This is a genomic window from Paenibacillus cookii, from assembly GCF_018333375.1.
Taxonomy (GTDB): domain Bacteria; phylum Bacillota; class Bacilli; order Paenibacillales; family Paenibacillaceae; genus Paenibacillus_AQ; species Paenibacillus_AQ cookii.
In genome coordinates this window covers 1-25,736 of sequence record NZ_BORW01000048.1, presented here as the reverse complement: position 1 = coordinate 25,736, position 25,736 = coordinate 1, and the positions used below count along the sequence as shown (strand labels likewise).

25 protein-coding genes are annotated in these 25,736 nt (G+C 48.8%); 4 read left to right on the top strand and 21 right to left on the bottom strand.

Features of this window, described 5'->3' with window-relative positions; translation table 11 throughout:
- Positions 1-268 precede the first annotated feature (268 nt).
- From KI367_RS24830 to KI367_RS24820, 3 genes are read right to left on the bottom strand one after another with little or no spacing between them, the layout of a single operon-like run.
- Positions 269-952, bottom strand: coding sequence for a hypothetical protein (locus KI367_RS24830; protein ID WP_212952703.1), 684 nt, complete (start codon positions 950-952; stop codon positions 269-271).
- A gap of 3 nt (positions 953-955) precedes the next feature.
- Positions 956-1,282, bottom strand: a complete 327-nt coding sequence (locus KI367_RS24825) for a hypothetical protein (RefSeq protein ID WP_212952701.1) — start codon at positions 1,280-1,282, stop codon at positions 956-958.
- Between the two features lie 21 nt (positions 1,283-1,303).
- Entirely contained in the window at positions 1,304-2,254 is a 951-nt protein-coding gene (locus tag KI367_RS24820) for a ParA family protein (protein ID WP_212952699.1), read from the bottom strand.
- Between the two features lie 481 nt (positions 2,255-2,735).
- On the opposite strand from KI367_RS24820, the gene KI367_RS24815 reads away from it, so the two are divergent.
- Entirely contained in the window at positions 2,736-3,563 is an 828-nt protein-coding gene (locus tag KI367_RS24815; protein ID WP_246537284.1) for a tyrosine-type recombinase/integrase, read from the top strand.
- Between the two features lie 48 nt (positions 3,564-3,611).
- Here KI367_RS24815 and KI367_RS24810 read toward each other — a convergent pair whose 3' ends face one another.
- On the bottom strand, positions 3,612-4,418 hold the full coding sequence (locus KI367_RS24810; RefSeq protein WP_212952698.1) for a hypothetical protein: 807 nt from the start codon (positions 4,416-4,418) through the stop codon (positions 3,612-3,614).
- Positions 4,419-4,531: 113 nt separating this feature from the next.
- Positions 4,532-4,801: a hypothetical protein gene (locus tag KI367_RS24805; protein WP_212952697.1), complete on the bottom strand. Its 270-nt coding sequence runs from the start codon at positions 4,799-4,801 to the stop codon at positions 4,532-4,534.
- A gap of 133 nt (positions 4,802-4,934) precedes the next feature.
- On the opposite strand from KI367_RS24805, the gene KI367_RS24800 reads away from it, so the two are divergent.
- Entirely contained in the window at positions 4,935-5,525 is a 591-nt protein-coding gene (locus KI367_RS24800; RefSeq protein ID WP_212952696.1) for a helix-turn-helix domain-containing protein, read from the top strand.
- Positions 5,518-7,110 carry a recombinase family protein gene (locus KI367_RS24795; RefSeq protein WP_246537277.1) on the top strand — a complete coding sequence of 531 codons (1,593 nt, stop codon included), beginning with the start codon at positions 5,518-5,520 and terminating at the stop codon, positions 7,108-7,110. The genes KI367_RS24800 and KI367_RS24795 overlap by 8 nt, the downstream gene beginning before the upstream one ends.
- Here KI367_RS24795 and rlmH read toward each other — a convergent pair.
- From rlmH to KI367_RS24780, 3 genes are all read right to left on the bottom strand, one after another.
- Positions 7,052-7,531 carry a 23S rRNA (pseudouridine(1915)-N(3))-methyltransferase RlmH gene (gene rlmH / locus KI367_RS24790; protein WP_212952694.1) on the bottom strand — a complete coding sequence of 160 codons (480 nt, stop codon included), beginning with the start codon at positions 7,529-7,531 and terminating at the stop codon, positions 7,052-7,054. The genes KI367_RS24795 and rlmH overlap by 59 nt on opposite strands.
- Before the next feature lie 130 nt (positions 7,532-7,661).
- Complete coding sequence (locus KI367_RS24785; RefSeq protein ID WP_081992415.1) at positions 7,662-7,829, bottom strand: CxxH/CxxC protein; 168 nt, start codon at positions 7,827-7,829, stop codon at positions 7,662-7,664.
- 223 nt (positions 7,830-8,052) lie between these two features.
- The gene (locus tag KI367_RS24780; protein ID WP_212952693.1) at positions 8,053-9,297 is read right to left on the bottom strand and encodes a S1C family serine protease; all 1,245 of its coding nucleotides are present in this window, start codon (positions 9,295-9,297) and stop codon (positions 8,053-8,055) included.
- A gap of 728 nt (positions 9,298-10,025) precedes the next feature.
- On the opposite strand from KI367_RS24780, the gene KI367_RS24775 reads away from it, so the two are divergent.
- Entirely contained in the window at positions 10,026-10,235 is a 210-nt protein-coding gene (locus KI367_RS24775; RefSeq protein ID WP_036710643.1) for a hypothetical protein, read from the top strand.
- On the opposite strand, the gene KI367_RS24770 is transcribed toward KI367_RS24775, so the two are convergent.
- From KI367_RS24770 to KI367_RS24710, 13 genes are all read right to left on the bottom strand, one after another.
- Positions 10,204-11,010: an MBL fold metallo-hydrolase gene (locus tag KI367_RS24770; protein WP_036710646.1), complete on the bottom strand. Its 807-nt coding sequence runs from the start codon at positions 11,008-11,010 to the stop codon at positions 10,204-10,206. The two genes, KI367_RS24775 and KI367_RS24770, sit on opposite strands and share 32 nt — an antisense overlap.
- A 5-nt stretch (positions 11,011-11,015) precedes the next feature.
- On the bottom strand, positions 11,016-11,813 hold the full coding sequence (gene yycI / locus KI367_RS24765) for a two-component system regulatory protein YycI (protein WP_036710650.1): 798 nt from the start codon (positions 11,811-11,813) through the stop codon (positions 11,016-11,018).
- Between the two features lie 110 nt (positions 11,814-11,923).
- On the bottom strand, positions 11,924-13,201 hold the full coding sequence (locus KI367_RS24760; RefSeq protein ID WP_212952691.1) for a YycH family regulatory protein: 1,278 nt from the start codon (positions 13,199-13,201) through the stop codon (positions 11,924-11,926).
- The gene (gene walK / locus KI367_RS24755) at positions 13,198-14,949 is read right to left on the bottom strand and encodes a cell wall metabolism sensor histidine kinase WalK (RefSeq protein WP_373316298.1); all 1,752 of its coding nucleotides are present in this window, start codon (positions 14,947-14,949) and stop codon (positions 13,198-13,200) included. Before walK ends, KI367_RS24760 begins: the two co-directional genes overlap by 4 nt.
- A 75-nt stretch (positions 14,950-15,024) precedes the next feature.
- Positions 15,025-15,756: a response regulator YycF gene (yycF, locus tag KI367_RS24750; RefSeq protein ID WP_036710658.1), complete on the bottom strand. Its 732-nt coding sequence runs from the start codon at positions 15,754-15,756 to the stop codon at positions 15,025-15,027.
- 218 nt (positions 15,757-15,974) lie between these two features.
- Positions 15,975-17,525: a M23 family metallopeptidase gene (locus KI367_RS24745; RefSeq protein ID WP_212952687.1), complete on the bottom strand. Its 1,551-nt coding sequence runs from the start codon at positions 17,523-17,525 to the stop codon at positions 15,975-15,977.
- A gap of 164 nt (positions 17,526-17,689) precedes the next feature.
- Complete coding sequence (locus KI367_RS24740; protein WP_036710665.1) at positions 17,690-18,367, bottom strand: hypothetical protein; 678 nt, start codon at positions 18,365-18,367, stop codon at positions 17,690-17,692.
- 251 nt (positions 18,368-18,618) lie between these two features.
- The gene (locus KI367_RS24735; RefSeq protein ID WP_036710669.1) at positions 18,619-19,902 is read right to left on the bottom strand and encodes an adenylosuccinate synthase; all 1,284 of its coding nucleotides are present in this window, start codon (positions 19,900-19,902) and stop codon (positions 18,619-18,621) included.
- Between the two features lie 361 nt (positions 19,903-20,263).
- Entirely contained in the window at positions 20,264-21,625 is a 1,362-nt protein-coding gene (gene dnaB, locus KI367_RS24730; protein ID WP_212952685.1) for a replicative DNA helicase, read from the bottom strand.
- Position 21,626: 1 nt separating this feature from the next.
- A complete protein-coding gene (gene rplI, locus KI367_RS24725; protein ID WP_212952683.1) occupies positions 21,627-22,070 on the bottom strand; it encodes a 50S ribosomal protein L9 in 444 nt (147 codons plus the stop codon).
- Positions 22,067-24,079, bottom strand: coding sequence for a DHH family phosphoesterase (locus KI367_RS24720; RefSeq protein WP_036710675.1), 2,013 nt, complete (start codon positions 24,077-24,079; stop codon positions 22,067-22,069). Before KI367_RS24720 ends, rplI begins: the two co-directional genes overlap by 4 nt.
- A gap of 10 nt (positions 24,080-24,089) precedes the next feature.
- Entirely contained in the window at positions 24,090-25,001 is a 912-nt protein-coding gene (locus tag KI367_RS24715; protein WP_246537279.1) for a DUF2232 domain-containing protein, read from the bottom strand.
- 11 nt (positions 25,002-25,012) lie between these two features.
- Positions 25,013-25,315 (bottom strand): MazG-like family protein, encoded by a 303-nt coding sequence (locus KI367_RS24710; protein ID WP_036710678.1) that lies wholly within the window; start codon positions 25,313-25,315, stop codon positions 25,013-25,015.
- Positions 25,316-25,736: the final 421 nt, after the last annotated feature.

The window sequence follows — 25,736 nt, the reverse complement described above, 5'->3', positions numbered from 1 at the left end:
AATGCCATTGTTCTGCTTGCATCTGCGCTCGCCGTTTCTCATCATTCAAAACGGGCTGCCGCTTAAAAAACGAGCTGTTCTAAAATTCTGCAAGTCTGCCCTTTTCTTCATCCATATAATACCATTTCCGAAAATTACCCCTTAACGACAGTGAATATGCTATCGCTTCTTCTCTGAAACGGAATTATGCAAAACACTCAAATAATAACCACTCCAAAAAATGGAGTGGTTATTATAACTTTTGGAGTCTTTGCACTACAATAAGACATCATTTTATTTGATAAAATTTATTCATATATCGTTTACCCATTAGGTATTCTAAAGTTACTTTACTCCTATGAAATGAATTGTCAACTGCCTCAGTATTATGAATTAAAAACAACTTATTAAGAATATTTATTAATTCTATGAATTGGGAAATTTGACTTTTCCTTTGTCTTTCTGATATTTTGGGTTTACTTTCTATACATTCTTCAAAATTACTTACTAAATGAACACGTAAAAAATCTCCCCCATGTATAAATGAACAAGAAATTTTATACTCGTTAATAATTTTGTTATATTCCTTTTCACTTAATTCTAATTCGTTTTGTTGTTTTAAATTCAAAAAAGATTGTTTAGTAATATGACTAATATTCACTTCGTCTTTTAATATCATTCTCATGTAGTTTTCAATTACTGAACGTTGATTTAAATAGTAATATCTTACTTCTGATTTTAAATCATTTAATATTAAAGAAAGGAAATCGGAGATAATCACTTTAATAGCATAAGTCTTTGGATACGCTTTTAGTATAAACTTAAAAAAAATAATTTGTTTAGAGATAAACCTATAAAATTCAATTGTACTTTTATCTAAAGTAATGTTTTTATAATTAATTGCGTAATTTTCAATATATTGAATAAAATTATTTATTTCTTCTTTACAAATTTCAACCCCTACATACTTCATTTTTTATAACCATCCGTCAAAAATATTTTTTTTGTTAGGGTTAATGATTTTAGAATCAATATATTTATACAGTCTTTTTTTACAATCAAGATAATCCTTATCTGAAAGTTCCTCAATTAATCTAACCGTTCGAGCAACAATCAAAGTTCTTGAAGCCATAACATATTCTTTGTACTCTGTCCTAATTACATATTTTAGAAAATCAATTATTTCTTCATTTTTGTTAAATAGTTCTTTTGAAAGTAACATTCTTGAAACTATTCCTATAAATTTATATCTAGCAGGATTTGAATTTTTCAATTCATTTTTATATATAATTAATTCATTCACACTACCTCCTCCCCCCAGCAATTATTGTAACGCCTCAATTTTCCTTATCATTTCTAAGGTTATAGCAGATATATCCTCTAAAGATGATTTATATCTGGTTGGCAATGTACCGCTATGTCCGTATTGAATATGATTAACTACATGGCTTACTGAATCAAAAATGTCCAATGTATTAACAGATTTTTTGGATTCAAAATCTTCTTTAATTTTTTGTTGCTTAGAATTAATTTTCTTATTCATCATGGTGTATATAATACCTAAACACTTTAACGGGATTTGTTCGTCCTCTATTAAACTACTTACAGCTTTCTGCAAAGAATCTATTCCAATTATTGAATATCTATCAATTCTATTTGGAATTAAATAAAAATCAGAGGCTATTAATGCACTGTCGGTATAAATTGTCAATGTAGGGGGGCAGTCAATTAATATATAATCGTATTCATCTTTTAGTTTATTTATGGCTATGAAATTCCTTAGCCTTTTGACTAAACTATAATCACTGCTTTTATTTGCCAACACTAAATTTAAATCACCACAAACAATATCTAAATTCTCTTTAACATTAATAATTATATCTTCTGCTCTAGGCAGATTAACTCTATGGCTAACATCTAATTGAGGTTTAAACAATTGAAAAATTGTTTTATTTTCTTTTAATATTCCGCTATAGAAAGTACCTGTATCGTCATTATCATTATCCTCCTCTTCTTCTTTTTGGGGGATTGTGATTTCAACTTGTCTATCATCTATGATGTCTACAGCATCAGAATTATTCCTTGAATTATTCTTTTTTTCTATATATGTATCCAACAGTGAATGAGTTGCATTAAATTGAGGGTCTATATCAATCATTAACACTTTTTTATCAGCATATCTAGCCAAGTAATCGGCAATTCCAATACTTAATGTTGTTTTACCAACTCCTCCTTTCATATTTATGAAAGAAATAACCTTTCCTTGTTTACTCACAGCTCGCCACTCCTATTCACATTTTAAAATATTTGAAAAAAGCCTCGAAGGCATTGAGTATCTGACCACAAATCAATCCAGAAAAAAGCAAGAAAAAATTATAAAAGTAATTCTACCGTGTTTTGGCTTGACTATTCTTTAGTATACATCGTATCGTGAATTTTTTGGAGTCTACTTTTGGTTTAGATGTGTTAGCATACATTTTTAAATCCTTATGTATGAAAGAGACTGTTAACCTTCCCCCACTCTATGGGTATGACTAATCAATAATTTCGTTTATATTAGTCGTAGAATTATAGGTCTGCGTTGAAAAACGACGAAATACATGTTATATTATTCGCAGAACACTTAATTGCATTGCTTATATTATTCGTAGAATACATAGATGGAGTGACTTTTCTATGACAATCACTACTGACTTTTTCCAATGGCTCTACAATGAAGGGAAAGACAATAAAACAATCTCTGCTATAAAACTACAATAACTCAATTCCTTCGATGGTATGAGGATTCAACTGGACAAACAGAGTTAGCGGAGATTAAACCCATTGACATTAAAGAATATCTTGGATTCATGAAACACACATTGAACCGCAAACAAGCAACAGTCAATAAGACCATTGCTTCCCTTAAAACTTTCTTTGCTTATCTTTTTGATAACGGATTGGTTAAAGACAACCCAATGACACGGATTAAAATACAAAAAGTTGAGTCATCCGATAAAGTAGGCGAAAAAGGCGTTTCAAAATGGCTCACTAAGGAAGAGCAAGAAAGATACATAAGTTATGTTGATTTAGAAAAGAATGAGTTCAAACGTCTTCTTAACCTTGCTATTATTGATTGCATGTTATTTGCTGGTCTTCGAGTAGCGGAAGTCGAAAAACTAAGAATTGATGATGTAAAAGTAAATGGAGACATCACCCTAACAATCAGAGAAGGTAAGAAAGGAAAATATGCTGCCGTCACCCTGATTAATAAGCATAGCAAGAACCTCCGTAACTGGCTCAGAATGCGTCAAGGGTTAGCAGACCACATATATGTATCATCACCGTTTCTGTTCGTCTCTGAGCGTTCTGGAAGGCTTACAGCAAGAGGTATTCAAATCATGCTCGATAAATATGCTAATCTAGCCAACATGGATAATATCACCCCTCATAGGTTCAGACATTCATTCTGCAAAAACCTTGCTAATTCTGGAGCATCTATTGAAATCATAAGAAGGTTAGCAAGACACGAAAACATTCAAACAACTGCCATATATATTGACCCATCACATCAAGAACAAATTGACGCACTTCACAAAATGTAATTTGCGTAAAGAAAAACCTGCTCCACTATTGTGGTTGCAGGTTTAGTGTTATCCAGCACTCCAAAGGATGTCTTTATGAAGTTCGTGTTGTTGAAACAGTTCAAACAAATCTACTGCATTCGATTTTACCGCTAACCTTATCCGCTTTCTTGTTTGTCTATCTACACCTGACCAATCTTGCATTCTTCTTCTTTTTACATTACGAAATATTCGTTTGTCTTTCTCCCGCTCCAGTGATTTAATTACAGTCGTACCATTTGGGACAAAAATAATTTTATCAAAGTGTTTTTTCAGCCAAGAAAAGTCATCGTCCAATAAACGCTGGTTCTTTATTTTCGGTTTTATCCTTAACTCAAGTCGAATCATATTTTCATCTTCAATAATAATCCCTTTTCTTTCAGCAAGTTCCCTCTTCTTATCATACATACAAACACTTATCTCGTTTCTTTGCCCATAGAGATAATAATTGTTGTTCCCCATCTCTTTCATTTTTACGTTCACTGGTTTTAGAATGAAATGTTTTGACATGGGTAATGACCAATCATAGGCAATATCTAATCTTTTTACCCTCCATTCACCTAGTGCGAGAAGATGACGCAATAAGGCTGGCTTTTTCCGAATTGCTCTATGTTGCATAACAACCAAAATATTGTAGTGACTCTTTAGCCAAAGTCCAGTTCCCATTCTAGGGTCAAAAAACACAAAATAACCTTCCTCTTTATTATAAAGGCAATGCTTCCAGCTTTTATTGCCCTTCCATTGAGAAAACTCAATTGTATTATAGATTTCCTCAATATCAGCTTGAGTTAGCTTGGCGACTAGCTGTAATGAGTCAATTGATACTTGCTTCAACATCAGTCAACAGCCCCTTCTGTCATTAAGCGTTAAAGAATGTAGTAATAAAAATTTATAAAACAAGTAGCATGAATATGCTCCTTTATGTGCTATTAATATAGACACACCGTCAGTTATGCTACTTTATAACCACTCTCCTTTAATGATATTTCCCACATGAAATTACTCTCTTCTTTCTTTTGGTTCATGTAATCTTGATAATCTTCGGGCGATAAACTCGCAATGAAATCATCCAATATATCAAAGTAGTCATCTTCCAGATTCAATGGCTCATATGAACCAAACAAAGAAACCTCACTAAAATCAATCTTTCCTTTCACATATAAATCAAAAATTACTGATGAAATTGAATCAATACATTTGTTGAATACACTATCAGACATACTATCACTTACCTTTCTCCATTTGTATTTGTACTGCATTATTAAAGTAGCATATTTCATGCTACTAATTCAAGTATTTTGTTTGATTTTATGCTACTTTTATGCTACTATTACTTTTAGAGGTGATTTACTTATGAATGGAATTGATTTCGGAAGCTATCTAAAGACCTTACGAAAAACAAAAAAAATCCCATCTAAAGACTTATCTGTTAGAGTGGGGAAAGCTGTTACTTATGTATCGCAACTCGAACGAGGTCTTATAAAAAAACCTGACTTTGAAACATGCTTCAATCTCTTAAAGGAACTTAATGTCAACGAAAATGAAATAGAAAGAATCCTTGCGTATTACAATATCCTTTCACCAGAAAGAATTAAAGCCGAACTTGAAGTGTCGCTCAAACGAAGTGAACTGGAGCAACAGGAAATAGAGAGTGACCCAGAAGGTTTCGCTGAAAGGCGATTGGCGGAGATACTTGAGAAAAGAGTTACCTCAAAGAAAGGCGAACTGATTGCTCTTAATAATCAGTTTCATAAGATGATTAACTTACTCATTGAAAAAGACACGTTCAGAGCAGAGCGAGTCTTACGAAACCTTAGCAAATTAACGGCAGAAGTTGAGTTTTTCGATTTCTTTTGTTCGCTCTTTGATTACAACTACACTTATCTAACTAACGATGAAAGAAAAGAAATTCTTGATTATATTAGGGGGTTATTTGATGAATAAAATTGCGGTCTACGTTCGAGTAAGTACAGAAGAACAAGCACTAGAGGGTTTTTCGATTGAAGGTCAACTAAAAATGGCTAATGAATTTTGTTCAAAACGAAATTATGAGATTGTTGCCGTTTACAAAGATGAAGGTATTACTGGAACATCAATTGAAAGCAGACATGATGTTCGGCGACTTTTATCTGACTCAAACAAAAACATTTTCGATGCTGTTTTAGTTTGGAAATATAATCGACTTGCCCGTAACCAAAAAGATTTTCTTAATATGCTAGATGTCTTTGAGAAGAATAATGTTAGAGTTATAAGTTGTACTGAAGATATTGACATCAGTACACCAATGGGTAAAATGATGCTCCAAATGCTAGGCTCATTTGCAGAGTTTGAGCGCAACGTAATTGTTGAAAATGTAAAGATGGGGATGAAGACAAGAGCAAAGAAAGGACTTTGGAACGGTGGAAGTATGCTCGGTTACAAATCCGAGAATAAAAAGTTAGTAATTGTTGAAGAAGAAGCATTCATTGTACGAGAAGCTTTCAAATTGTATGTGAGTGGTAAAGGGTTCAAGTCAATTGCTCATGAATTTAATCGCTTAGGTTATAAAACCAAGCGGGGGCAAGCATTTTCGATTACCTCAATTCGTACAATTATTACAAACCCCGCTTATGCTGGCTTAATACGATTCAATAAACAACAAGATTGGAATGAGAAAAGGCGTAAAGGCACAAATCCAGAACCAATTATTGTTGTTGGTGAACATGAACCAATCATAAGCATGGAAACATGGAATAAGGCACAAGAATTATTTAAGCTAAAATCTTCAAAGCCAACAAAAACTTTTGATGGTCATTTCCCATTAACTACTCTGTTAAGATGCCCAAAATGTGGACAGGGAATGATTGGTCATAGAAGTAAAAGAACAAAAAACTCAGATGAGTACATCAGATATTATATTTGCGGTAACTCCCATTATAAAGGCTCTGCTGTTTGTCGTGCCAATTCTATTAGAGCCGACTATGCTGAACAGTATGTATATTCCAAACTTGAAGAAATAGCAACCAATGACCGTATTCTAAAATCTCTTGTTGATAACGTAAACCGAAAAATTACTACCTTAAAAGAACCGATAAAAAGCCAGTATGAAATCACTCTCGAAGAAATCAAGAAAGTCCGTTCCAACGCTGAAAAGTATCTCCGTTTGTTCGAGAATGATGCTATGGATATTGTTTTTGTTAAAGAGAAAGTAAACCGATTGAATGAGGAATTAAAGCTACTTGAATCTCGAAAAGTCGATTTAGAGAGACAACTTGCACAACCGACGGTAAGAGAATTGTCTTTCAATGAAGTTTATGGTATTCTCTCAAACTTCTCAAAGCTTATGGAAATCACACCACCTGAACAACAAAAGACCATCTTGAACCAGTTAATTTCTAAAATTACAATCAATGCTGGTGAAAGAATTGAACAAAGAAGCATCAAAGACATAGAGTTGTTCTTTGATGCTACTCAAAACACCGACTTTGTGCTTACTTATGATACGGTTCACCGCGATTTATCTTCACCGCGCGATAAATCTGCTCGGTGAGCACCAGGCGCATGAGCTGGTGGGGCAGCGTCATGCGCCCGAACGACAGCCGCTGCTGCGCACGGCGGAGTACCGCATCGGCGAGCCCGAGGCTCCCGCCGATGACGAACACGACATGGCTCGTCCCGTAGGTGCCGAGCCGGTCGATCTCCGCGGCCAGCTCCTCCGAGCTCCAGAGCTGGCCGCCGATGGCGAGCGCGATCACGTGCGCGCTCTCCTTCACCTGCGCGAGGATGCGTTCGCCCTCGCGCTCCTTCACGATGGATACCTCCGCTTCGCTTAAGGTGTCCGGCGCTTTTTCGTCCGCGACCTCGATCACTTGGAATTTGATGTACGGGGTCAGCCGCTTGGCGTATTCCTGGATGCCCTGCACCAAATACTTTTCCTTTAATTTGCCGACGCCAATGATTTGAATCAACATGAAGAATCCTCCATCCCTCATACATGGGTTATGTATTTATTATGGCAGGCGCTGCCTGCTTTCATTTTCTAAGGCTAAACGTGCAAAGAGGAGCGTGCTCCCACGCTCCTCTTTCGCTTTTTCACTTATGTCAGACCACCAGAAACTTGCCCTCCTGCTCGCAATGCGCACACTGCACCGGCGGATCCCAGTCGGAAAATTCCGTTTCCTTCAAATCCACGATGTCCGGAGCATCCTCGTATTCGTCCACGAACATGTCGATGGCAAGTTCCAAATGTTCTTTGCATACTACGTACATATCGAAAGCATCCCTTCCAGCGCTACACAAGGTTGTGATCCTGCCCTAGTTTTACTGACTTTAGCCCTTCATCAGGCGTATGCGCGCCCGGTTTTCCCAGAGCTTTCTTTTGATTATACCACGGACGGGCCTGCGGCGGGGGAAACTTCTGCCTGCCCGCAAAGGGAACCGCAAGCATCGTCGCATGCCGCTGTTCCCTTTCTTATTTTGGCTCCAATGCGTTTTATTGATCCGGCTTTTCCGCCAGCTTCACGTTGGTTGTCTGCTCTTTTCCGTCGCGATAAAACGTGACCTTCACGGTGTCGCCGATTTTGACTTTGTCGTACAGGAATTTTTTCATTTCCAGCGTCGTCGGGATCGGCGTATCGTTGAATTTTACGATGACGTCATTCAGCCGGAGTCCGGCCTCCTGCGCCGGTCCGATCGCATCCAGCACCACGACGCCTTCTTTGACGCCGCTTGGCAGCTTCAGCTCTTTGAGCTGGTCTTCCTCCAAAGGTGCATAGGAGTTGTTCAGGTCCATCGAATAAATGCCGATATACGGACGGGCAATTTTTCCGTGCGTCATCAGCTCGTCGACCGTCTTCATCACCTGATCCACCGGGATCGCGAATCCCAAGCCCTCTACCCCGGTGTCCGCGATTTTCATCGTGTTGATCCCGATCACTTTTCCGTTCAGATCCACGAGCGCTCCGCCGCTGTTGCCTTCGTTGATGGCCGCGTCGGTCTGGATGACCTCCTGCTCCCAGTCGTATACGCCGTCCTGGTTCAGCGACACCGGCACCACGCGGTTCGTGTAGCTTACGATGCCGGAGGTCAGCGTATCGCCCAGCCCCAGCGGATTGCCGATGGCCAGCACCGTCTCCCCGAGCCGCAGCTTCCGCGAGTCGCCCATTTCGGCCACTTCGCTAATGTTTTTATCGTCTACGGCAAGGATCGCGATATCGTTCACTTTATCGGCCCCGACAAGCTTCGCCTTTTTCATCTCCCCATTGACCGTCACCGCCTCGAGCTCCTGCGCGCCTTCGATGACGTGGTTGTTCGTTATGATGAAGGCCTGCCCCTTGTCTTTTTTGAAAATGACGCCCGATCCTAGAGCCGACTCTTCCAGACTTTTATCCTTTTTATCGTCCTTGTAATTCACGATGCTCACGACGGTCGGACGCACCTTGGCCGCAGCCTGAACCAGTCTTTCATAGGGATCGGCGGCGCTGTCCACCTGCTTGGAATTCAGGGCGGCGACCGCATGCGGCGCCTTCCCGGAGGCAGGCAGACCCGTAATCATGCTGAACAGCAGCACGGCCACGAACGCACTGATAACCGAACTGATCGTTGCGATCTGAAGCGTCGACAGCCCGCGGCTGCTCCTGGATCTCGGCCAAATTTCCCGTGCCTTGCGAACACGGCCGAATACACGTCTGCGTTTCGTCACTTTGGTTGAATAAAAATCATCTTGAAACAGCCCCATGAGATCCTCTCCCCTTCGTTATCAAGCGCCTAAATTCCGTTTCTGCCGCCTTTCTCCAATACCCATATAGGTATGTAATCCATCCGATGTCCTATACCTAAAGATTACCTCTTCGGCGCCGTTTTTTCTGTAGTGCAAAAGTCTCCATTCGGAAAATATTTCCGAGCAAAGGGCCTACAAAGCAAACAGGCCGTTTTAAGCCAATATTGTCTCGGGATACAAGGCTGCATGTTCTTGAAAGTTAGGCTCCCATATATCTTAAACTAACCGATGGCCATAAAGGTTTCGTTTCGTCGGCCCTTTATTTTTCTATCACCCTAAAAATGCGCCTTCAAGCAGAAAATCAGGAAATTTTTATGGAAAATGGGCCGTTTTGCAAACCTTCTCTTTGAAAATAGGAATAATTCGGGCGGCGGGCTACTAGAATAAAAGAGAAAGCACCTCTTATACTCACAGCATACCTGAACATGATGGCATTCCCGCGGCAAAAAACGCGGTGATTCTGCCAAAATAAGGGTTGGGGGCCGAACGCCATAAGCCCTCGCACAGCAAGGCATTTCAGGTTTTTCAGGTACTAATCATTGTACCACAAGGGGGCTTTAGGTCCCAATTGAAATCGAAATCGGCTGCTGGTGATTTGTGGAATCGATTCGCCTGTATTTGGAAAAAATAGTATTAGCGATCCAGGCGTCTTCAAAACGATAAAACGATATAAGGAGGAAGAACAGATGATAGAGCGGTTTCCGTCCGGCATGGACTACGTGCAGTTGATGGCCAAGCTTGGGGATTTGAAAGAAGAGCATTACCGCAATACCCTTGCCTTAAGCACCATCATCGAGCTGCTGATCGACAAGGGCATCCTCACCCGCGAAGAGGTGGAGAAAAAAGCGGCGGAGCTCGACCAGTTTATGGTTCACTCACCTTATCCCACGGTGTAGGGCGGTCGTAATACGTATCGCATAATTTGAACTCGCTGTCTTTATAAAAGCAGCCGCGTTCCTCCATGCTGTCGCGCACCGTCATTTTGGCCAAATCCATCATGTTATGGTCGCGGCTGAGATGGGCCAGGTACGTTCGCTTCAGGTCGCCGGTCAGCAGCTCGCTTAAGGCTTCCCCTGCGTCCTCGTTGGACAAATGCCCCATGTCGCCCAATATGCGGCGTTTGATATTCCACGGATACCGGCCCATCCGCAGCATCTCGATGTCATGGTTCGATTCAAGCACAAGTACGTTCGAATCGCTGATGGCCTGCTTGACCTTGTCGCTCATGTAGCCGAGGTCGGTCGCCACGCTCAATTTTTCGTTTCCGTCGTAAAAGCAGTATCCTACCGGCTCGGCCGCATCATGCGAAATCCCGAACGATTCCACCCGCAGCGTGCCGAAGTCGCGAACCTCGCCGGTGCCCAGGACGACCCGGTTTTCCTCCGCGATTTTGCCGATGGACTTCTCCATCGCTTCCCATGTTTTCTCATTCGCATAAATCGGCAGGTCGTATTTCCGCGCCACGGCGCCCAGGCCTTTGATATGGTCGGAATGTTCGTGGGTGACCAGAATTCCGTCGATCTCCTCTCCCGTCACGTCCCGCTCCTTCATGAGCTCGTCAATCCGTTTGGCGCTCAGGCCCGCATCGATCATCAGCGTCGTTTCTTCGTTTCTGACGATCGTTGCGTTCCCCGTCGACCCGCTGGACAACACTGTAAAAGATATCCCCATTCCCGTTACTCCCTTTCTTTCTCGGTCTTCGGACTGGTTACAGTGACATCTCCGCTGATGCCCTGAACGTAATACATATCCCCGCTTTCCAATGTGAACCGCCACGACGGGGCGGCTACCTGGCTTTCCGAATTGTATACTTGCCCGTAATATCCAAGCTGTATGTCCTTGATCGCCGATCCCGGCGGAAGATGCCGCTCGACCAGCGTTTTCAGCGCGTTGCTCGCAGGCATCATTTTTTGGTGCTCTTCATCGTCCACCGCGGTAATTTCAACCGGCGACTGACGGTAGGAGATGATCCGTTGCTCACTGTAATACAGCTCCAGCTGATCGTTAAACAGCGGCCATTTGTGGTCCACAAGCGTATGCATGACGAACCGGCCGGCCGCTCCGGCTTCCTGGATGCGTTCGAGCTCGCTTTTGGTCGCGTATTCGCTGGCCTGCGGGTCATACTGATAGTTCGCGATGTCCGGAATCGATTGCTTCAAGGCATTGACCAGCTCCCGTTCTTTGAAAATCAGCTGGCTTTCGATATGCTCCCCAAGCGTAACCTGCCGCCCGACGCTGTCCCCGTTGACGTATTGGTACGTAATTTTCGGCAGCTGCGGCGTCATGCTCGGAATTTGGCACAGCAGCTGGATCGACTTTTCCTTCATCACCTTTTGCGTGCTCTCCGATAAGGAGGCGAAATCCAGACTGGTGTCCGCCTGCTCGCGCATGTCGATCCACAGCTGGTACCCCAGCACCAGGTTCAACAGCAAAAAAGCGTATATCAGCACGTTTTTGGCCCGTCCCCAATCCATCGCTTCGCCTCCTTGAATCGTTTATGAAGCTTATTCAGCGGCCGCTTCGCAGGCCCGCCAGCGGTTCGTCCGCCGGCCGGTCCCGCCGCCAACCCGGATCTTGCGTTTCTCTATCGGATGGTCCGGATTTGCCCGTTGGCCAGCTTCACCGCCCAGACCGGGGCCAGTTTCAGCTTTCCTTCATCCAGCTTGGGCAAATAGGCCGGGTACAGATCTTCGATCGGCGAATCCTTGCTGATGGCAAGCAGCATCGGCTTTAAGCCGTTTCCGGCCGGAAGCTTCTTCACCTGCTTCGATTGCCCGGGCTTCATGTAAATCAAAGACCGCTCATAGGTGGACACGTTGCCCTGCTGCAGGTCCAGCTTCATTTTGCCGTAATGGAAGCCAGGCGTATCCAAAACGGGGTAGGAGCCGAAATACTGCTGGAACGCGACCTGGTTCTGCCCGACGCCGACGCTGGACAAATCCACGCGGTATTCGCCGTTCCAGCCCCCATGCTCATTTACGAAGTCCACGGCGGCCAACATATCCTTGCTGTCGCTGCTTTCCCCCGCAGGGGGCGCGGCCGGATCGGTGTAGCTCATCCATTTTTGCTCCTGGCGCACCTGCAGGCTGCGTTTCGAATCAGTATAGATCTCCGAGCCGTCCTTCTCCCGAATGTACCGGGTGATGCCCGGGTCGAAAAAGAGGCTCTGCTGCATTTGCGCCACCGTATACGATCCGATCTCCAGATCCGCCTCCACGACGTCGAGCGGCTTTTCCGGCACGTAATAAGCCCCGCCGTTTTGCATCGAGTACGGAATCCAGTTCTTGCCGAAATCCACGTGCTGCTGCACGTCCTGGACGGTCAAATCGACCTTGGCCGCTTCGTACATCACGTCCCCTTGGGTGCTGAAAAAGAGCGCGTGAGTCTTCGATTCGCTTGGCGCGTTGTAGATCCAAATCCGGTTGATGCGCTCCGCCCCAAACAGCGAATCGGGCTGAATCTGCATCACGCGTTCGAGCAGCGATACGGGAATTCCCGCGCCGAAGGTCAGCTCGATGCCGGGATGTTCGGTCCTGATTTTGTTCCAGTCCACGTTTTCCACGGATTCCCGCTGGAAATTTTCGAAGCTGCGCCCCTTGAGGCGCGCGTAGATCAATTTATAGAACGTCGAATTCGGATAAAAAACGGTATGCTTGCCTTCGCCCATATGGATGAGCATCTTGTCCGGATACACCATGTTTTCGATCCGCTGCTGCGGGCCCATGTTATCCGTCTTGATATAGGTATTGGTCGCTTTGGCGGCCGTATCGCTTCCCGGAAGCCGGTAGATGAGATAATAGCTCTGCACCAGGCTGCCCGCGACGAGCAGCAGCAGGAGGAGCGATTTCAACCGTTCCTTCATGACGCCACCCCCTCGTCTTCCGCCGGCGGCAGCGTAAACGTCACTTTCGTGCCCTGCCCAAGCTCGGATTGAATCGAAATGGTGCCGCCGTGCGCCATGACGATCTCCCTGGCAATGGACAAACCGAGACCGGTGCCGCCCATGCTGCGGGAGCGGGCCTTGTCCACCCGGTAAAAGCGCTCGAAGATCCGGTCCAGATCCTTCTTCGGAATGCCGATCCCCGTATCCTGCACGGCGATGGCCAGCATGCCCCCGGGCGCTTGCACGGCCCCCATCGTGATGCTTCCGCCGGGCTGCGTGTATTTCAGCGCATTGGACACCAGATTATCCAACACCTGGTCGATCTGGTCGCGGTCGCACAGCGCTTTGGGAAGTCCGGCCCCCGCCTTGACCTCGGAGCCGATATCCTTCTGCTGCATCTGGAAGGAGAAGCGGTCCGCCACGTCCTCCAGCATCTCCAGCACATCGGTCGGCTGCTTGCGCATGAGGGCTTCCTTGCTGTCCAGCCGGGACAGGTGGAGCAAATCGGTCACAAGCCGGATCATCCGGCCGGTTTCGTTCTGAATGACTCCCACGAACCGCGAAGCCAGCGGCGGATCGTCCAGCGCGCCGTCATCCAGCGCTTCGGTATAGCTTTTGATCGTCGTCAGCGGCGTCCGCAGCTCATGCGATACGTTCGCCACGAATTCGCGCCGCGACGCCTCGAGCTTTTCCTGCTCGGTAACGTCCTGCAGCACGGCGATCGTCCCCGTAATGCCGACCTCCCGGCGGTGGATCGGGGTAAAGGTCACCCGGATCATATAAGACCGGTCCGCCTCCTGGCTCATTTGCAGCAGCATCGTCACGTACGTCCCCTCCGTGAACATCTGCGTCTGTTCCTCGCTCAGTCCGAGCACCTCGGCGATGGCGGAGCCGGAGACTTCCTCTTCATCCACGTTCAAAATGGCCGCCGCGCGGCGGTTCATCAGAATGATGCGCCCCGCTTCATCCGTCGCGATCACGCCGTCGCTCATGTTGGTCAGGATGGAGGCCAGCTTCTCTTTCTCCTCTTCATTGACCAGCAGCGCTTCCCGGAGGCGGGTCGTCATATAGTTAAAAGCTTCGCTCAACTGCCCGATTTCATCGTTGCCGAAGACCGGCATCTTGAGGTCGAATTTACCTTCGGCGACCGCCGTGGCATGCCGCGTCATTTCCTTGATCGGGTGCGTGATGGTATGCGCCAAAATGACGCCAAGCACCGCCGTCAGCCCGAGCGCCAGCAGGATGCCCGAAATGAAGATGTTGTTGACCCGCCCCATCGTCGTGTACAGCTCTTTCATCGAAGCGACGATATAGACCGCGCCGATGATTTTCCCCTTGTTGATCAGCGGTTTGGCGACGACCTTCTTGCGGACGTTGTCCTCGTCGATGACGTATTCCTCGTTGTCCTTGCTGCCTTGAAGGGCACGGCTCACCACCGTTTGGGTATTTTTGCGGCCGACGATGTCCATATGCGACTGGTTGGACGTGATCAATACTTTTCCGCTTGCGTCCAGCACCTGGATTTCCGCCCCGTCCATATTGAACAGGTTCGTCACGATCGGCCCCAGGGTTTCGACGGAATTATTCTCGCCCGTATCGGCGGCGCTCTCCAGTTTCTCCGCAGCCAGCACAGACAAGAGCTCGGCTCTTTCCTGCAAATCTTGGGTGAAATTCCGGGTTAGCGAGTTTTTCATGGCACTCACGAAATAAACGCCAATCAGCTGCATGGCGATCAGGATGAGCAGCACATAAATAATGATCAGCTTCGCCTGAATGGTGCGGAAAAAGGAGGTCCACTTCATTTACAGGCCTCCGCTTTTGGGACTTCGCATCATGTAACCGAGACCGCGGCGCGTCAAAATATACTCCGGCTTGCTCGGATTTTCCTCGATTTTCTCGCGCAGCCTCCGAATCGTGACATCCACCGTCCGGACGTCCCCGAAATATTCAAAGCCCCACACCGCCTGGAGCAAATGCTCCCGCGTCATCACTTTCCCGGCGTTTTTCACCAGATAATACACCAGCTCGTATTCCCGGTGCGTCAAATCGAGCGCCTCGCCGTCCTTATACACCAAATACATGTCCGTATCTATAAAAAGGTCAAACAGCTGAATGCCCTGCTTCGTCTCCAGCGCCGCCACGGCCGCCGTTTCGGCCCCCGCCGTCTTCGTCTGCCGCCGCATCTGCGCCTTCACCCGGGCCAGCAGCTCGCGCGTGCTGAACGGTTTGGTGACGTAATCGTCCGCCCCCATCTCGAGGCCCAGCACCTTGTCGATCTCGCCGTCCTTTGCCGTAAGCATGATGATCGGCATGTGGAGCCCCTGCGCGCGCACCTCGCGGCAGACGTCCATCCCGTCCTTTCCCGGCAGCATCAAATCGAGCAGCATCAGGTCCGGCTGGGTCGACAAGGCCATTTCAACCGCGCTGACGCCGTCAAAGGTGCAAATAACGTCATAGCCCTCTTTTTCCAAATTAAACTTCAAAATATCGGCAATGGGCTGTTCGTCATCCACCACCAAAATGGTTCCCTGCATTCGCCTTTCACCCCGTTCATCAAAGCTTGTACAGTCCTTTTCCCATTTTACCATACCTGGCTTCGCGTCACATCCCGTTCAAGCGGCAATTCCTGGGCAGCCTCCCTCGAAGCGAAAAGGCACCGCCTCCCGGAAGAGGCCGTGCCATGTATTTGCGAACCTTGGATGTTGCGATATTCGTTGAATGATTGCTAAACGGAAGCCGTATGACTAACGAATTAGTTCAAATACTTCATCGGATTTTGAATGGAGCCGTTTTTATGGATTTCAAAATGCAAATGGGTGCCGGTCGAATGGCCGGTGCTGCCCATGATGCCGATGGGATCCCCTTGGTCCACGCGCGCCCCGGTATGCGTCGAAATGCTTCTCAGATGCCCGTACAGCGTTTCATATCCGTTGCCGTGGCTGATGATGATCGCATTGCCGTAACCGCTGATCTGCCCGGTGAACGTGACGGTGCCGTCGTCGGCCGCCTTGATGGTCCGGTTGCCGGACACGATATCGATGCCTTTATGCATCCGGCCCCAACGCGAGCCGTAAGAGCTGGAAATGCTGGCGCTGCTGACCGGCCATGCGAACCGCCCCGTGCCCTTGCCGGGAACCTTCGTTCCTTGCAGCACGACCTCCTTGAGCGAAGGTTTGATCACCGTCTGTCCGACCCACTGCTCGTCCACGACTTTGCCGTTTTGTTTCGTCACGACGTAGTTCATGACCTTGAGCCCTTCCTGGCCGGGGCGAACCACCTTGCTTTTCCCTGCCGGAAGGTCCTTGGACTTGCGGATTTCGATATCGGGGGCCGTGGCCACCTGTTCGGACACCTTTTCCACCGTCGTCACCGTCAGAGGCGGCTTCGGCACGGTCAGCTTCAGCTGGTCGCCGATCTGCATGTATTTTTCCTTCACCTGCGGATTGTTCGCGAAAATCTCCTTTTGGCTCACGTGGAATTCTTCGGCGATCGAGCTGATCGTGTCGCCTTCCTGCACCGTGTACACAAGCGGCGCGTCCTGGCCCGTCGTGAGCAGCTTGGCCGCTTCCTCGGCCGTGAGTATTTTATTCGGATCGGCCTCCACCGGAGCCGAAGTGATCTTTTCATCGATCCGCACCGACTTTACGGCAGGCCCGGCCGCCGTTTTTTGAGGCACGGCCTTGCCGCCGGCTGCCAGCCTTTTCACCGCCGCGCCGCCCGCTTGGGCAGCCTTCGTTTGCGGCACGAATTTCTGCTTCGCTTTTTCCACCGCGGCATTCACCGTCGCCTGGTCCTTCACGATGCCGACGACCTTGCCGTCCACTTTCAGCTCGACGCCTTCCGCGTAAGCCTTCAGCTTCCCGCCCAGCTTGTCCAGCGTTTCCCGCGTGTTCGGTTCCGCCTTAAAGCCTTTTTCCAGCTTCGTCGTAATCCCGTCGGTATGCAGCTTCATCGCCACATCCGGATATTTATTCTGATATTCCTGCCGTTTCTGGTCGTATAGTTGTTCAAGTCGTGCCGGATCGTCAATCGTTCCGATTTCTTCCCCATGTATGTAGACATGATAGTAGGGTACCGTTTGGGCATCGACGTACTGATTGCCTGCAAAAACGAGGCCGGCAATCACGATCGCCGCTCCCGCCGTTCCGATGATCCATTTTCGGGCAGCGCTCCACCGCGGCCGCTTTGGCTCTACAGGGTTAGAATGGCTTATGTCATGTTCTCCGTGCCCGGAAGCCTGCACCGTCGGTGTTGCCTCTGCCTGCGTTCCTTCCGTCTGGCGATAATCGTTAGAACCTTTCATTTTACTCTCCCTTATGCTTTGCGTATCGGTGGGCTGGAATATAATCCAACGACAAAAAGGTTAAAATTTTGACACCTTTCTACGCCCTCGTATACTTTAACATAAGCTCCGTTAACAATTCAACTTTACGGAATTAGCAAAAAAACCCGCTTGGGATGCGGGCTTCACGGCTCCAACATTGGTTTCAACGCATTGTATTCCTCGGCGTTCAAATACTGGGAGATCGACGCTTCAATCGCCTTCGATTCGTCTTCGGTCAGTCCGTCCTCCATGGCGCCCGAAATTTTTTGAAGCTCCGCCGGGGGCAGCTTGGTGATCAGCATGTTGAATATTTGCTCTTTTTCGCTTCCGGTGAGCTCGCGCTTCTTTTGCAGGCCATCCGTGCCGCTCCGCTCCTCTGCCTGGGTCGATGCGCTTCCCGTTCCGGTATCCCCGGGGAGATCCTGGCCCATGACCGGGAACGCGTTGTCCGGCGCTTTCTCTTGCTCCGCTGCGCCTTCCCCCGTACCGTCGCTGCCGCTGACGCCGCCGGATTCCGATCCGTCTGTTTCTCCGGATGCCGAATCGTTATCGTCCGTTGATGATTTCCCGTCGGGTTCTTCCGGCGTTTTGGCAGCTTCCTCCTGATCCGCTTTCTTGTCCTCCCCGCCTCCGCCACTCAAGCCGAACAGCCCTTTCATCATGCTGCCGAAACCAAAAGATGGCCCTTCCAGCGTAATATTGAAACTGGACAACAGCGATTGCACATAACTGTTGACGATCAGTCCGGTCGTCATGATGGTCAAACCGCTGATCAAAAGCACCGTCAATACCGTTTTGACCAGCCACCGCGTCAATTTCATGCAAGTCTTCCTCCTTTTAAAACATGCTAGGATGATTGCAGCGTATAGAAAGATCGGCATCAATCTATGAAAGAGATTTGCAAAATCCTGTTTTCTAGAAGTATTGACGGGTTGCGGCCGCTTTTAACCCATTCGGGCAAGAAAAAAAGCCCGCTCGCCGGAATTTTCCGGCAAGCGGGCTCGATTTGTAACGATAAGCAGCAGCGGTCGACTGAACGATCCGGACCGAAGCTTACTGCTTGCGATGATGATTAATAGATTGGCAAAATTTGATTCGTTTGGCTGCGGTTGCGTCCCACGGAGAAGATGGCGATCGGAATGCCGGTCAACTCGGACACGCGTTGAACGTAATTGCGGGTCGTTTCAGGAAGATCCTCGAGCGTTTTCGCTTCGGAAATATCCTCGTGCCAACCCGGCATTTCTTCGTACACCGCTTCGCATTCCGCCAGCATTTTCAGGCTTGCAGGGTAATGCGTGATCACTTCGCCGCGGTATTTGTATCCGGTGCAGATTTTAACGGTGTCCAGACCGGTCAATACGTCCAGCGAGTTCAAAGACAATCCGGTCAAACCGCTGACGCGGCGGGCATGGCGCACCACGACGCTGTCGAACCAGCCGACGCGGCGAGGGCGTCCGGTTACGGTGCCGTATTCATGGCCTTTTTCCCGGATGAAATCGCCGATTTCATCGTTCAGCTCCGTCGGGAACGGACCGTCGCCGACACGGGTCGTGTAAGACTTGGCTACCCCGATGACCTGGTTGATTCTCGAAGGGCCTACGCCGGAACCGATGCAGACGCCGCCGGCCGAAGGGTTCGAGGAGGTGACGTACGGGTACGTTCCTTGGTCGATGTCAAGCATAACGCCTTGCGCGCCTTCGAACAGCACTTTGCGGTTTTCGTCGATTGCGTCGTTCAGCACGACCGAAGTGTCGGTCACGTATTTGCGGATGACTTCCGCATACTCCAGATACTGCTTCAGCACTTCTTCCACGTCCAGCGGCTCGGCGCCGTACACTTGCTGAATGATTTGGTTTTTCTCTTTCATCAGGTGACGCAGCTTCAGCTCGAATTCTTCGGCATCCATCAAATCCGCGATCCGGATGCCGTTCCGGGCAGCCTTATCCATGTAGCAAGGACCGATCCCTTTCCGGGTCGTCCCGATTTTGTTCGGGCCTTTGCGGTCTTCTTCCAGTCCGTCCAATACCAGATGGTACGGCATAATGACATGCGCGCGGTCGCTGATGACCAGATTATCCGTTGTAAATCCGTTATCGTGAATGTAATTGATTTCTTCAATGAGTGCAGCCGGATTGATCACCATGCCGTTTCCGATGACGCAGGTCTTGTCGGAGTAAAACACGCCGGATGGAATCAAGCTCAGCTTATATTTTTTACCGTCAATCAGAATGGTATGTCCGGCATTGTTTCCGCCCTGATAACGGGCAACCACATCGGCGCTTTCCGCGAGAAAGTCCGTGATTTTTCCTTTGCCTTCGTCTCCCCATTGTGTCCCCACAACGACTACTGTTGACATTTTCATTCCCCCGCTTGGTGCGTATGGCGCACCTCGTTTTAATAATTCCTATGCATTGTGCGCGAAAAACCCCAACTCTATGCACGTTTTTCGCTTGTGTAATTGCATGAATAAACAATGTTCATAAGCCGCTTGGCCGGTTGAACCCCGTGTTAACGGACTCGAACCATAAGAGGATCGATTCCCAAAGCAAAGCAGCATTACCAGTGTAACAGTCCCCATTTTTAAAGTCAAATAAAAAACGAACAATCGCACATGGAGATGTACGATTGTTCGGAAATGGAAATGATATCGATCCATAAGTGCAATCGTGTTGCATGAACCCCCGAAAACAGGGAATCCGTTGTATAGAATCAAGCGGCTACATGGCGAATGGCTCGGCATGGTTGCGCTCGTAATTGACGAATTTATTGAAGTTTTTCAAAAAGACCAGCTCCACCGTGCCGACCGGACCGTTACGCTGCTTGGCGATGATGATTTCGATGATGTTCTTCTTTTCCGTCTCCTGATTGTAATAATCGTCGCGGTAAAGGAAGGCAACGATATCGGCATCCTGCTCGATCGAACCCGATTCCCGAAGGTCGGACATCATCGGACGTTTGTCCTGACGCTGCTCGACGCCCCGGCTCAGCTGGGACAAGGCGATGACCGGCACGCTCAGCTCGCGGGCGATTTGCTTCAGGGTACGGGATATTTCCGATACCTCCTGCTGCCGGTTTTCGCCGGGTTTGCCGCGTCCCTGGATGAGCTGCAAATAGTCGATAACGATCATGCCGAGGCCTTTTTCCTTCTTCAGCCGCCGGCATTTCGAACGAATATCCGCCACCGTCACGCCGGGCGTATCATCGATGTAGATTTCCGCTTCGGCCAGCGATGCGATTCCCATCGTCAGCTTGGCCCAATCCTCGTCCGTTTTGAAATCGCCTGTACGCATCAGGTTGGCGTCCAGGTTGGCCTCGGCGCAAATCATACGGTTGACCAGCTGCGGCGCGGACATCTCCAAACTGAATATCGCTACGGTTTCTTTGGCCCGGACGGCAACGTTTTGGGCGATGTTCAGGGCAAACGCCGTCTTCCCCACGGAAGGACGCGCCGCCACAATGATAAGGTCCGAACGCTGGAATCCGTTCGTCATCTTGTCCAAATCGACAAAGCCGGTCGGGATGCCGGTCGTGGTACCGCCTTGCTGGTTCAAAACCTCCACGCGGTCGAACACTTCCATCAGCACGTCGCGGATGGCGACGAAGCCGCTGCCGGTCCGGCGGTTGGAGATCTCCAGAATCCGGCGCTCCGCGTCGCTGAGCATGCCGGCCACGTCTTCTCCGCCGCTGTATCCTTCGCTTACGATTTGCGTAGCGGTGCGGATCAAACGGCGCAGCATCGATTTTTCTTCGATAATCTGCGCGTAATACTCCACGTTGGCTGCCGTCGGCACCGCATGGGCAAGCTTGGCCAAATAGCTGACGCCGCCCACATCCTCAAGTTGGCCTTTGTCCTGCAGCCGTGAAGTCAGTGTAACCAGATCGATTGGCTGATTCTCTTCTCCGAGCTGGATCATCGCCTCATAAATCAGCTGATGTGACGCGTCATAGAAATCCTCCGGCTGCACCCGCTCCATCGCGGTGATCATCGCTTCGCTCTGCAGCAGAATGGCCCCTAGAACCGCCTGCTCCGCCTCCAGATTCTGCGGGGGAATCCGGTCGAAAAAGAGCTCTCCGCCCATCTTATTCCTCCGTAACCTGAACCTTCAGCGTCACTTTCACTTCAGGGTGCAGCTTGACGGTCATCTGCGTAACGCCCAGGTGGCGGATCGGCTCTTCGAGTTCGATTTTCCGTTTGTCGACTTTGATGCCCGAAGCAGCCAGCGCTTCGGCAATTTGCTTGCTCGTAATGGCGCCGAACAGGCGGCCGCCTTCGCCGGCTTTGGCCTTCAGCTGCACGGTCATCTCTTCAAGCTTTTTGCCAAGCTCCTGCGCTTCGATTTTTTCCTGCTCCTTGCGTCTTTGCTCGGCCGCATTCTGGTTTTCGAGCGTCTTCATGTTGCCTTCCGTCGCCGGGCGCGCCAATCCGCGCGGCAGCAGGAAATTGCTTGCGTATCCCTCGGATACGTCCTTGATTTGGCCTTTTTTACCTTGACCCTTAACGTCTTGCAGAAAAATGACTTTCATTCGAACAACCCCTCTTTCTCCTCAATTTGCGAAAGAACCTCAAGCAGCTTCTGCTCGGCCTCCTCCACGGTTCCCTTCAATTGGACGGCCGCATTGGTCAAATGACCGCCGCCGCCAAGCCTTTCCATCACGACCTGGACGTTCATCCGGCCAAGCGAACGTGCGCTAATGCTGATCAAGCCGTCAGGCCGTTCGCTGATCACGAACGATGCGACCACATCCGTCATATTGAGCAGCGTATCCGCAGCTTGGGCGATGAGCAGCTGCGGAATGACGGTCCCCGGTTCGGTCACGGCAAGAGCGATATGATCATATACCATTTTAGCATGCTTGATGATTTCTGACTTTGCCAGATATTCCTGTAAATCTTCTTTCAGCATCCGCTGGATTTGGATCGTGTCGGCGCCGCTGCGGCGCAGGAACCCAGCCGCCTCGAACGTGCGCGATCCGGTATGGAGCGCAAAATGCTTCGTGTCGACCGTGATGCCGGCCAGCAGCATCGTGGCCTCCATCGGCGTGAGCTGGATTTTTTCGTGGATATATTGCAACAGCTCGGTCACCAGCTCCGATGCGGACGACGCGTACGGCTCCATGTAGACCAGCACTGCATCGTTGATGAACTCCTCGCCCCGGCGGTGATGGTCCACGACGACGATCCGGCTTGCATTTTGCACGAGCTTCGGCTCCATCGTCATGGAAGCCTTATGGGTATCCACGATGACGAGCAAGCTGTGCGGGCTCAGAAGAGCCAGCGCCTGCTCCGGCGAAATGAACCGCTCGAACAGCTTTTCGTCCTTTTGAACCTGATCCATCATCCGGTCAATGGACGGATTTCTTCCGGGCAGGACGACGTAAGCCTCGACGTTGTACATTTGGGCAGCCTTAAGCACGCCGATGGAAGCGCCGATGACGTCCATGTCCGGCATTTTGTGTCCCATAATAATAACCTTGTCGCTTTCCTGCATCAAATCGCGCAGCGCATGGGCGATAACCCTGGCCCGTACCCGGGTGCGCTTCTCGACGGCATTGGACTTGCCTCCATAGAAGGACAGCCGCTGCCCCGCCTTGACCGCCGCCTGGTCGCCCCCGCGCCCAAGCGCCATATCCAGCGAGGATTGCGCCAGTTCCCCTAACTCGTTGATGCTTTCCGCACCGAATCCGAGCCCGATGGAGAGCGTCATCGGCACCTTCAGTTCCGCGGTCATTTCCCTGACTTCGTCCAGAATAACAAAACGGCTTTTTTCCAGCTCCTGCAGCGATTGATAATTCAGCATCATCAAATACCGGTCCGATGACAACCGCCGCAGGTATACTCCGTATTGTCTCGCCCATTCCGTAATTTCCGTCGTCACCCGCGCGATCAAAGAGGTTCGCTGCTGGTCATCCATCCCTTGGGCGGCTTCATCGAGATTATCCATCATGATGATGCCGATCGCCAGCTTTTCGGCCTCGTATTTCTCGCGCAGCACCACCATATCGGTAATGTCGTACAAGTAGATCAAACGTTCTTCCGGATTCAGCATCAAATGAAAATGCGATTCCCCGATTTTGATCTCGGTGTGGATCTGCTTCCCGTCCTTGGCAGCGTCCCGATGCCCGTCCTTATGGCCTTCCTTCTTGTCGTTCAGCATCGGCGTCAGCGAGGGAAACAGCTCCTGCAGCGAATCGCCGACCAACGTTTTTTGGCCGAAAATTTTGCACACGTAACGGTTGTTCCATTCGACCGTCTTATCCTCGCCGTATAGCACGATCCCGAACGGCAGGGCGCTGATCGCTTCGCCCTCGACTCTTTTGACGCGAAAGGACAAGCCGTTGATGTATTCCAGCAGGTTTTTTCTGTACCGCATTTCCGCCTTCAGCAACAGGTAGCATAACGCCGCCACAAGAATGAGGCTTATGATTCCAAGCGGCCAATTGTACCGGGTCACGATAATGACCAAAAGCAGCATCAGCATAAACGCCCATACGGTATAATAGCCGTGCCAGCGCTGTTGTAGAAATTTAGGCATGACTCCCACCCTAACGTTTTGATTTAGTCATAAATTGACGCAGCGGAAATGCCAAGTCCAAAATCCCGATGATCCGCATCGGCGGAAACAGAAGGATCGGAATCGCAATAAGCAGCGGCACGATCGGGTGCCATTTTTTCGTATGCCCCAAGTAATAGAAAAAACCGATGGCTTGAATCATGAAACAGATGTGCAGGAGCGGCACCAGATTCGCTGCGATCATCGTCAGAAACGGACTGTCTGCGCGGCGGGCGAACACTTCAATGATGACTCCGATCAAATAATACCAGATCAAGGACCGCGGCAGCATCCATTCCCGCGCAGGCTTCAGCTTAGGAACATGGAACGCCGTGCTTTCGATGATCGGCCGTGCCAGCGCATGCGTGATGACGGCCATCATAAAGGAGCTGACGATCATGGCAAAAGGAATCATTTGCATGGTGGCATCGCTCACCATCTGCATTTGTTCAGGCGTCCACATCATGTCGGTCACCAGCGGATTGTTTCCGCCGACGTCCTTCAGCGGCGACATCGTCATTTTTACGATATCATGCACATAGCTGGACAGGTCGAAATGCAAAAATACGGTGCCGATCAGCAGCAGTATCAGCATTTCGGCCAAAATCGTGCCGGCTCCGGACATCAGCGTTCGCAGCGCGGGCCTTTTTTTCTTGTAAGCCCAGCCCATGACGAGCGCGGGTATGACAAAATATACGGCCAAGAGCAAATTCACCGGATGAACGATGAAGGCGATCAGCCATACCGGGAGTACATGAAGCAAAAAAGATCTCGTATTTAGCGTTGCAAACAAAATCGTGGCCGGCAAAATCAAAAAAAACACCGTCACGATGGACAAAGGAGAAAGCAAGGAAAGCAGCAGAAGCAGATATACGACGCTCCATACTACCGATGTCCAGCGCATTTTCAATGTCTTCACCTCTTACGCATATGTTCTTCGAGCGCGGAAATATCCTGGTACCAGTCCTCTAGCTGGTGGCCTTCCTGTTTGTGTTTCTTTAATTTATCGATCAAAAGATCATCCAGGTCACGGTATGACATCCCCAGCCTGCGGGCCAATATGTAAGAGCTCATGATCAAACTTGCAAGACTGTCGCCAACCCGGGTCGTGCTGCCTTCCCACAATGCCTTGAACAGCCTCGATACGTGGTCCACTACTTCGGTTTTAAGCCATTCGATCACCTTGGCGCGCTTGGCTACATCCAAATCTTTAGGCATATTCTGAAGCTCACACTCCCTGAAAAAGCTTTATTCTCCATTATAGCATAAAAGAGTCCCGCCCACGAAAAACGGTCCCTCGGTCCCTTGCGTCCGCAACGAACGGTAAAATCCCGCCGCCATGTGATGCCTTAAACCAAAAAACTCACATCCTGCCGTTTTCTGATATTGTCAAAAAGACCTGCCCGAATCGTCTTCATCAATAGCAGGTCTTTTTCTCATTCTATGCCTTTTGGCTCTAAGGTAATCGCAGCTTTTGCAAAAATCGAACGTCTTGAGCGCGGTAAAACGTAAATAGGGCTTGCTGAACAAGATTCGTTCCATCTACACCCAACGCAAGTCTCTAAACCCAAGCAGTCTGAAAAAATGCAAAAAGAGAACACGCAGTCGCCGCTCCAGATTCATGACCAGAAACTGAAGG

What these genes read in the sequence shown, in the direction of transcription:
- KI367_RS24830 (WP_212952703.1), bottom strand. Translation starts at nt 952, where the DNA reads ATGAAGTATGTAGGGGTTGAAATTTGTAAAGAAGAAATAAATAATTTT.
- KI367_RS24810 (WP_212952698.1), bottom strand. Translation starts at nt 4,418, where the DNA reads ATGTTGAAGCAAGTATCAATTGACTCATTACAGCTAGTCGCCAAGCTA.
- KI367_RS24805 (WP_212952697.1), bottom strand. Translation starts at nt 4,801, where the DNA reads ATGTCTGATAGTGTATTCAACAAATGTATTGATTCAATTTCATCAGTA.
- KI367_RS24800 (WP_212952696.1), top strand. Translation starts at nt 4,935, where the DNA reads ATGAATGGAATTGATTTCGGAAGCTATCTAAAGACCTTACGAAAAACA.
- KI367_RS24795 (WP_246537277.1), top strand. Translation starts at nt 5,518, where the DNA reads ATGAATAAAATTGCGGTCTACGTTCGAGTAAGTACAGAAGAACAAGCA.
- rlmH (WP_212952694.1), bottom strand. Translation starts at nt 7,531, where the DNA reads ATGTTGATTCAAATCATTGGCGTCGGCAAATTAAAGGAAAAGTATTTG.
- KI367_RS24785 (WP_081992415.1), bottom strand. Translation starts at nt 7,829, where the DNA reads ATGTACGTAGTATGCAAAGAACATTTGGAACTTGCCATCGACATGTTC.
- KI367_RS24780 (WP_212952693.1), bottom strand. Translation starts at nt 9,297, where the DNA reads ATGGGGCTGTTTCAAGATGATTTTTATTCAACCAAAGTGACGAAACGC.
- KI367_RS24775 (WP_036710643.1), top strand. Translation starts at nt 10,026, where the DNA reads ATGATAGAGCGGTTTCCGTCCGGCATGGACTACGTGCAGTTGATGGCC.
- KI367_RS24770 (WP_036710646.1), bottom strand. Translation starts at nt 11,010, where the DNA reads ATGGGGATATCTTTTACAGTGTTGTCCAGCGGGTCGACGGGGAACGCA.
- yycI (WP_036710650.1), bottom strand. Translation starts at nt 11,813, where the DNA reads ATGGATTGGGGACGGGCCAAAAACGTGCTGATATACGCTTTTTTGCTG.
- KI367_RS24760 (WP_212952691.1), bottom strand. Translation starts at nt 13,201, where the DNA reads ATGAAGGAACGGTTGAAATCGCTCCTCCTGCTGCTGCTCGTCGCGGGC.
- walK (WP_373316298.1), bottom strand. Translation starts at nt 14,949, where the DNA reads ATGCAGCTGATTGGCGTTTATTTCGTGAGTGCCATGAAAAACTCGCTA.
- yycF (WP_036710658.1), bottom strand. Translation starts at nt 15,756, where the DNA reads ATGCAGGGAACCATTTTGGTGGTGGATGACGAACAGCCCATTGCCGAT.
- KI367_RS24745 (WP_212952687.1), bottom strand. Translation starts at nt 17,525, where the DNA reads ATGAAAGGTTCTAACGATTATCGCCAGACGGAAGGAACGCAGGCAGAG.
- KI367_RS24740 (WP_036710665.1), bottom strand. Translation starts at nt 18,367, where the DNA reads ATGAAATTGACGCGGTGGCTGGTCAAAACGGTATTGACGGTGCTTTTG.
- KI367_RS24735 (WP_036710669.1), bottom strand. Translation starts at nt 19,902, where the DNA reads ATGTCAACAGTAGTCGTTGTGGGGACACAATGGGGAGACGAAGGCAAA.
- dnaB (WP_212952685.1), bottom strand. Translation starts at nt 21,625, where the DNA reads ATGGGCGGAGAGCTCTTTTTCGACCGGATTCCCCCGCAGAATCTGGAG.
- rplI (WP_212952683.1), bottom strand. Translation starts at nt 22,070, where the DNA reads ATGAAAGTCATTTTTCTGCAAGACGTTAAGGGTCAAGGTAAAAAAGGC.
- KI367_RS24720 (WP_036710675.1), bottom strand. Translation starts at nt 24,079, where the DNA reads ATGCCTAAATTTCTACAACAGCGCTGGCACGGCTATTATACCGTATGG.
- KI367_RS24715 (WP_246537279.1), bottom strand. Translation starts at nt 25,001, where the DNA reads ATGCGCTGGACATCGGTAGTATGGAGCGTCGTATATCTGCTTCTGCTG.
- KI367_RS24710 (WP_036710678.1), bottom strand. Translation starts at nt 25,315, where the DNA reads ATGCCTAAAGATTTGGATGTAGCCAAGCGCGCCAAGGTGATCGAATGG.